The 7580-nt window shown below is 66.2% G+C and carries 6 protein-coding genes; 1 reads left to right on the top strand and 5 read right to left on the bottom strand.

Annotated elements, in window-relative coordinates; translation table 11 throughout:
• The 3 genes from VML93_RS02270 to VML93_RS02280 all read right to left on the bottom strand — a co-directional run.
• The coding region (locus tag VML93_RS02270; protein ID WP_325607248.1) for an adenylate/guanylate cyclase domain-containing protein at positions 1 to 1122 on the bottom strand (1122 nt) is incomplete at its 3' end.
• 197 nt (positions 1123 to 1319) lie between these two features.
• Positions 1320 to 1721: a RidA family protein gene (locus VML93_RS02275; protein WP_325607251.1), complete on the bottom strand. Its 402-nt coding sequence runs from the start codon at positions 1719 to 1721 to the stop codon at positions 1320 to 1322.
• 209 nt (positions 1722 to 1930) lie between these two features.
• Positions 1931 to 3376 (bottom strand): 2-polyprenyl-6-methoxyphenol hydroxylase-like oxidoreductase, encoded by a 1446-nt coding sequence (locus VML93_RS02280; RefSeq protein ID WP_325607253.1) that lies wholly within the window; start codon positions 3374 to 3376, stop codon positions 1931 to 1933.
• Between the two features lie 163 nt (positions 3377 to 3539).
• Here VML93_RS02280 and VML93_RS02285 point away from each other — a divergent pair, with 163 nt between their 5' ends.
• Entirely contained in the window at positions 3540 to 6863 is a 3324-nt protein-coding gene (locus tag VML93_RS02285; RefSeq protein WP_414686262.1) for a LuxR C-terminal-related transcriptional regulator, read from the top strand.
• Between the two features lie 112 nt (positions 6864 to 6975).
• Here the strand turns inward: VML93_RS02285 and VML93_RS02290 are convergent, their stop codons facing one another.
• Entirely contained in the window at positions 6976 to 7260 is a 285-nt protein-coding gene (locus tag VML93_RS02290; RefSeq protein ID WP_325607255.1) for a type II toxin-antitoxin system RelE/ParE family toxin, read from the bottom strand.
• Positions 7257 to 7508: a type II toxin-antitoxin system Phd/YefM family antitoxin gene (locus VML93_RS02295; RefSeq protein ID WP_325607257.1), complete on the bottom strand. Its 252-nt coding sequence runs from the start codon at positions 7506 to 7508 to the stop codon at positions 7257 to 7259. The genes VML93_RS02290 and VML93_RS02295 overlap by 4 nt, the downstream gene beginning before the upstream one ends.
• Between the last annotated feature and the right edge of the window lie 72 nt (positions 7509 to 7580).

Below are 7580 nucleotides of genomic sequence, written 5' to 3' on the forward strand. Positions count from 1 at the left end.
GCCGAGGAACTTGTTGACATGCCCACCGGCGTCGACAACAGCGGGAACCACGATCTCGAACAAGGCGTTGAGACGGGCGACCGTATCCTCGGCGGTGTTCGCCTCCGCGAACGGGGTGAAATCCCGAACGTCGACAAACATCACCGTCACCTCGCGGCGCTCGCCGCTGAAGACATCGTCCCCCTGCTCCAGCAGCCGCGCCGCCAGGGCCGGATCGACGTATGTCCCGAACGCCGCCTGAAGGCGTTGCCGCTCAGCCAATCCCGCCTGCATGCGGTTAAACGACGCTGCCAGCGCCCCGAGGTCATCGTCCTGCACCACCGGCAGGCGTCGGCCGTAGTCGCCGGCCCCAACCCGTTCAGTCCCGTCAGCGAGGTCGCGAATTGGGCGCAAAGACGACGCGAAGCCCATGCCGACGGTGAACGGCACCGCGTAGAAAAGCACCTGCGCGGATGCGAACACTACGCAGAGCACAGGCACGTCACGGACGCGACCGAACACAGCGGCCAGCATCGCGCCCGTGAGGGCGAACCCGAACGCGGCCGCGAGCACCGACAAGTTCGCCCACGCGGCGAAAGTCGGGCGCGAGCGGAGAAGCGAGTCACCGATCTCAGTGTCACCAGCCAGGGCGACCCTGGCCGGCCGCAGCGCGGGGTCCAGGAAGCTGTGCATACCGAACAATGCCGAGCCAGCTCCGAACGCGGCGCCCAAAATTCCGTACTGGACTAGCCGCGTCCCACTCGCTCCCGCGATCACACCGACAACCATCAAAAGCACTGCGACGCCCACAGTCCTAAATCCCGTCAATCGAACACCGGCTGCGCGAGTCCAGGTGTAAGTGTCTTGCAGCGCCCGTGCACGATCGACCTCACGGCCAGCCGCCCACCCTTGTACAAGGCGGAACCGTCGGCTACCGGGAAGAACCACCACGAACGACAACACCACCGCCGCGATCACCGTCACAACAGTCGCCTCGACGTAGCGACCCGACTTCTCGAAAGCCACGACCGAGAACGACCAGACGAGGTCGCCCGGCAGTTGGATGACGAACGTGCCTACCCACATCACCCATGAATAGCTCGCCCCGCACCGATCCCACGCCCACTGCCAGATACGATCCATGACGCGAGACTAAACGTTAGCCACCTACCGACCTGCGGAAACGTGGAAGTATTGACGACCCCGCCTAGCTGGGTACCCCTCGGGACAGGAGGCATGGTGTCGATCGGCTGCTCGTAGGGGGATCCCCAAGTAAGCCAACCCCACCGAGATCTCGCTCGGTCTCACGCAGTAAGCGAAGTTCTGCATAGAGCGGGCCGTTAGCGCGCCGGCGCCAGGGCAATCGCCTCGATCTCCACGAGCTGATCGGGATAACCAAGGACCGCCACCCCGAGCAGCGTGCTCGGTGGTTCGGCGTGACCGAAGGCGGTGGCCACCTCGCGCCAAGCCAGCTGCAGATCAGCGCGACTGCTGCTGGACACGAAAATCGTCGTCTTGAGCACATCACCCATCGCAGCGCCACACTCCTGCAACGTGATACGCAGGTTTTCGAGCGCCTTTCGCGTCTGCGCGGCGATATCACCGGTGGCAACCACGCACCCGTGATCATCGAGCGGGCATGCGCCGGCGGTGACGACGAGGCAGCCTTGTCGCGCGATCGCCGCGTAGGCATACGGCGCGCCTGTAAACAGTCGCTCACTGCGCACAAATTCTGCTTCCATACCAACAGTGTCGCTCTCCCCGTCTTCGGTTGGCATCGGTCACCGGGCAATCGGATAGTGGACTACGTGCCCGATTATTGGCCGGCGGTGGTATCGGCTGTCACCGTGCAAATGCTCTGTGTCTGAGCGCATCCGCGTGCAACTCGTCCAAGAAGCAGCCCGCCACGTCTGAACGCCCGTGGTGGCCAAGCCTTTTCTAGGGAGTCGAATTATCGGGCCACTGACACCTGTCGATGTTGCATCGGGCCTGAGTGTCGCCTCTGTCGCCAGTTTGTCGCAGCGACTCGCAGCATGACCGACGGGGCCATGAGACTGGCGGGCGGTTTGGAAAACCCGCCGACTTTCGTGAAACGCTCGGCGATCACGGTGTCGGTCTCGGCGGCCGCCTGCACTCGATCGATGTAACTGTTGATCAGCCTCCTCGACAGCGGCCGGGGCCCCTGAACTTCGGGCAGGTTCAGGTCGCCGCCCACCGCGAGTTGCCAAGCCAGACCGATAGGTTTGGCGGCCGCGGCGAAGTACCGGGTCGCCAAGCGCTGGGCACCGGCGCGCAAACAATGGTTGAGCGCCAAGGCTTGCAGCGCAGCGACCGTCATCCCTTGACCGTAGATCGGGTTGAAACTGCATATCGCGTCACCGAATACCAGCAGACCGGCCGGAAACCGTCGCATCTTGTCGTAGCGGCGCCACCGGCTCGATGGTGTGCGATATCGTGCCACGTCCCCGAGCGGCTCGGCGCAGCGCAGCGCCGACAGAAGCTGGGGCGGCGTGCAATCCTCGACGAAGTCCAGCATGCCTACCAGGTCGGCCGGCGGCTCGCGTCCCACCATCCCGGAGACGGTGAGCAACCACGTGTCGTTCTCCTGAGCGACTAACGCCATCCCGGTTGGTCGTCCGGGGATGGGGCCGATGATCACCAGCAGCTCGTTGACCATGCCGGGCGCAATCCGCAGCAACTGGCTGGCGTACGCGAGTCGCATCACGACCTCGTCTTCTGCGGGCCGATCATAGCCGAGGTGTTCGAGAAAGGCGGGTGTCCGGGAACCGCGGCCCATAGCGTCGACCACCAGATCCGCGGTGAGGCTCTGCTTCTCGTCACCGTCGCGCGAGGTGATGGTGACTCCGGTGATGCGGCTTCGATCAGCATTCGACGTCAACTCGACCACGTCGTAGCCGTCCATCAGCGTGACGTTTCGAATTGCGCGGACGCGTTGACGGACGTGATCCTCGAGAAATGGCCGGCTGGGGAAATACGCTGCGCCGCGCGGTTGAATATCACGAAAGGTTCCCGTTCGGACGAATGGGTGTCCACCAAAGGACAAGTAGCACTTAGACAAGTCACCGTCGTCCCATACCGGGCACCCGTCGGCGAGGAGTTCGGTCAGCAAACCGGGGAACAACTCATCTAGGATCTGCGACCCGCGGGGCCGCAGTGCGTGAGCGTGGCGGCCGTGGGGCACGCCGCGTCGCTGCGCACTACCGGTCGGCAGCACATCGCGCTCGACGACCGTGACGGTTCGATAGAAATCGGCGAGCACTCTGGCAGCAAATAGGCCGCCCATGCTTGCCCCGAGGACAACGGCATGCTCACCACGTCGGCAGCGGTCGTGAGCCGTGGTCGGCGTTGACCTCGTGTGGGCGGTGTCGGTGGTCATGGTGGGCCTCCAGTGGGTCGGTTTCGAGTCGACTATCCGACGGCCTCCGGCCCAGATCATCCGCCGCAGCGCGTAGATCTGCGCGCTGGGGGGTCGTAGATACGCGGGCGATCGGCGCCAATGTGCGCTGTTGCGCTGATGTTTTGCCGCACGTGGTGCCCGCATGCTGGCTAGCATGAGCGAGATCGATCGCCGCGGAGATGCGCCGCTGGTGGACTGGAGCGAGTTGGGCGTGAGCGAGCTGCCGACGGGCACGGTGACGCTGCTGTTGGCCGACGTCGAGGGCTCGACGCGGCTGTGGGAGACCCGGCCCGGGGAGATGACCGCTGCGATCGCGCGGCTGAACCAGGTCGTGTCCGCGATGATCGCTGCTCATCACGGGTTGCGCCCGGTGGAGCAGGGTGAGGGCGACAGCTTCGTGGCGGCGTTCGCGCGGGCCAGTGATGCGGTGGCATGTGCGCTGGAGTTGCAGCGGGCGCCGCTGGCGCCGATCCGGCTGCGCATCGGCGTGCATACCGGAGAGGTGCAGCTGCGCGACGAAAGCAATTACGCCGGCCCGACCATCAACCGGACCGCGCGGCTGCGCGATCTGGGCCACGGCGGCCAGACCGTCTTGTCGGGCGTGACCGAAGCGCTGGTGGCCGATCGACTCCCCGAGGGAGCCTGGATGACCGACCTGGGCACCCATCCGTTGCGGGACCTACCGCGCCTGGAACGGGTGGTGCAGCTGTGCCATCCGGACCTGGTAAACGAGTTCCCGCCACTGCGCACGCCGAAAGCCGTTGCAGCAATTAGTCTTCCGGTGCAGCTAACTAGTTTTGTGGGCCGCGAAGCACAGATGAACGAGGTGCGGGAGTTGCTGGCCGAGAACCGATTGGTGACGTTGACCGGTGCGGGCGGGGTGGGCAAGACCCGGCTGGCGATCCAGGTCGCTGCCAAGATGTCCGGCGAGTTCGGCGATGGCGTGTGGTATGTGGATTTGGCGCCGATCACCGACCCGGAGCTGGCGTCGGTGACGGTGGCCCGAGCGCTGGGGCTACCCGATCAACCGGGCCGTTCCACCATGGACACCTTGCTGCGGCATGTCGCCGACCGGCAGATGCTGCTGGTGCTGGATAACTGCGAGCATTTGCTCGACGCGTGCGCCGATCTGGCCGCCGCACTCTTAGGCGGGGCGCCCGGGCTGACCGGGTTGGCGACCAGTCGTGAACCCATCAGCGTGTCCGGTGAGGTGAGTTGGCGGGTGCCGTCACTGTCGCTGGCCGATGAAGCCATCGAGCTGTTTACCGACCGCGCGCGCCGGGTACGGCCCGGTTTCGCGGTCAGCGACGACACTGCCGCCGTGGCGGTGACCGAGATCTGCCGGCGCCTCGACGGGTTGCCGCTGGCGATCGAGCTGGCCGCAGCGCGGGTGCGGGCGTTGTCGCTGGCCGAGATCCTCGACAGTCTGCATGACCGGTTCCGGCTGTTGACCGGCGGGGCGCGCACCGCGGTGCGCCGCCAGCAGACACTGCGGGCCTCGGTGGATTGGTCACATGCGCTGTTAACCGGGCCTGAGCGGGTGTTGTTTCGGCGGCTGGCGGTGTTTCTGGGCGGTTTCGACCTCGAGGCCGCCCAAGCGGTCGCCGGCGGAGGTGATGTTGAGCGTTACCAGGTACTCGATCAGTTGACGCTGCTGGTCGACAAGTCACTTGTCGTGGCTGAACATGCAGGCGGCGCAACGCGATACCGGCTGTTGGAGACGGTGCGTCAATACGCACTGGAGAAACTGGCGGAGTCCGGCGAGGCCGATGCCGTGCGGGCGCGTCAATGCGATTACTACGCGGCGTTGGCGGCGCTGCTCGACGCGCCGGTAGGCACCGATCATGAGCGGCGGCTCGAGCAGGCCGAGATCGAGATCGATAATCTGCGCGCCGCGTTCGGGTGGAGCCGCGAACACTCCCATGTCGAGTTGGCGTTGGCGCTGGCGTCGTCGTTGCAGCCGCTGTGGCAGGCGCGGGGGCGCATCCGAGAAGGGCTGGCCCTGTTCGACGCCGTCCTCACCGAGGAGAACACACGCGACCTTGAGGCCAAGGTACGGGCCCGGGCGCTCGCCGACCAGGCCCTGCTCGACACCTGGGTCAACGCCGCCGCCAGCCTCGATCAGGCCCAACAGGCGCTAGCGATTGCGCGTGGTATCGACGACCCGGCCCTGCTGGCCCGGGCGCTGACCGCCTGCTGTTTTATCGCCGTCTGGGACAGTCCCGAGGTGGCCAGGTCGTACTTCGCCGAGGCGATCGGCCTGGCCCGGGAGTTGGATGACCGGTGGAGACTCAGCCAGCTCCTCGGCTGGCAGGCGGTCGGAGCGGCGGTCGTGGCGGGTATTCCGATCGTGGCGCGCGCGGCCGCCGAAGAAGGACGCGACCTCGCCGACGCGATCGGCGACGGGTGGTCCTCGCGTTTGTGCCGCTTCTGCCTCGGAGTGGCACAGGCATATCAGTGTGATCTGGCCGGGGCCGTCGCACAATTCGACGCGGTGGCCGCAGAGGCCGAGGCAGCTCACGACGAGATCCGGAGGGTGCACAGCATTGCGTACCAGGGCATCGGACTCGCATTTCAGGGTGAGACGGCTGCTGCCCGGGCCGCCATCGACACGGCCATGGAAGCCGCGTCCGAGCTGGCCGGGCTTAGCTTGGGCCTCGCCTACTCAGCGCTGGCTGCCGCGGCCCTGGCCGCCGGCGATGCTGCGACGGCGCTTGACGCGACCGAGGCGGCCCGCCAGCACCTGAGTGGGTTGACCGCGCCTACGGCGATGGGGCGCGCCCACAGTGCGCAAGCCGCACTGGCGGGCGGGGATCTGCTCGGGGCCCGTCGCTGGTCGGATGAAGCGGTCGCGACCACGACCGGCTGGTGGCTGATGTGGGCGCTGACCACTCGCGCCCGCGTGGCGACCGCGCAGGGTGAGCCGGAGCAGGCCGAACGCGACGCCCACGACGCGCTCGCGGTCGCCGCCAGCATGCAGACATACCTGGGTATTTCCGACACCCTTGAATGCCTCGCCGCTCTGGCCGGTGACGCCGGCAGTCATCGTGAAGCTGCCCGGCTTTTCGGCGCGGCAGATGGCATCCGGCAGCGCACGGGCGCGGTCCGGTTCAAGGTCTGGGACTCCGGCTACGAAGCGTCGGTGGCGGCGCTGCGAGATGCAATGGACAAGACGGATTTTGAGTCCGCCTGGGCGGAAGGTGCCACCCTGTCCACCGAGGAGGCGATCGCCTACGCCCAGCGCGGCCGCGGCGAACGCAAACGACCGACCAGCGGCTGGGCATCGCTCACCCCCACCGAGCGCGACGTCGTCCGCCTGGTCAGCGAGGGTCTGGCCAACAAGGACATCGCCACCCGCCTTTTCGTCTCACCGCGCACCGTGCAAACCCACCTCACCCACGTCTACACCAAACTCGGGCTGACCTCGCGCGTGCAGCTGGTCCAAGAAGCGGCCCGCCACATCTGACCACGCACCACCACAGTGGTGGGGGTCGCCGTAAGAAAACCGAACGAAACTGATTGTTTTCGATCACCCACAAGGGGATCCGCTATCGCTGCAGTCCGCGCGCGGATATGAGTCATCGTCGCCGGTACGCCGACGCTCGATGCTGAATCCTGTGCACGATGACGATCTTGGCCGTGTCGTCGATGCTGTAGATGATCCGGTAGTCGCCTCGTCGCGCCGAGAAAAGCCCGGCGAGTTCCCCGACCAGCGCCTTGCCGAGCCGGTGCGGGTTTTCACGGATGGGGCCATGTAGCGCCGCCAGCGCTGCGTCGCGGATCTTCGCGGGGAGACGGTTCAGGTGACGGAGTCCCTCAGGAGTGATGCGGAGCTCGTATGGGTCCGTAGGCGCCGAACTCACGCAGACGGCAAGGGCCGTGATCTGCCCTGAGCGGCCTCTTCTTGGGACCGCTTCAGCGAGTCGACGAGGTCGCGATCCCGCAGGATGTCGAGTGTCTCTTCGAGTGCGTCGAGGTCGTCGGGGCTCACCAGTACGAATGACGGCCGTCCGTTGCGCGTGACGAGGACACGCGCATGCTCAAGTTCGACGCGTTCGGCCAGTTCGGACAGGTGGGCTTTCGCTTCAGAGAAGGGCACAACTTCGGCCATAGGTCAATATTCTGACTTGTCGCCGCGTGTCACGCAAGCGGGCGGGTTCCCGCCGGGCCCCGATAGCGGATC

Origin of the sequence: Mycobacterium sp. (assembly GCF_035499775.1) — a bacterium.
Classification (GTDB): domain Bacteria; phylum Actinomycetota; class Actinomycetes; order Mycobacteriales; family Mycobacteriaceae; genus Mycobacterium.

Bases quoted from the DNA above. Each gene is read 5' to 3' on its own strand.
- VML93_RS02275 (WP_325607251.1), bottom strand. From the start codon at position 1,721: ATGGAAGCAGAATTTGTGCGCAGTGAGCGACTGTTTACAGGCGCGCCG.
- VML93_RS02280 (WP_325607253.1), bottom strand. From the start codon at position 3,376: ATGACCACCGACACCGCCCACACGAGGTCAACGCCGACCACGGCTCAC.
- VML93_RS02285 (WP_414686262.1), top strand. From the start codon at position 3,540: ATGCTGGCTAGCATGAGCGAGATCGATCGCCGCGGAGATGCGCCGCTG.
- VML93_RS02295 (WP_325607257.1), bottom strand. From the start codon at position 7,508: ATGGCCGAAGTTGTGCCCTTCTCTGAAGCGAAAGCCCACCTGTCCGAA.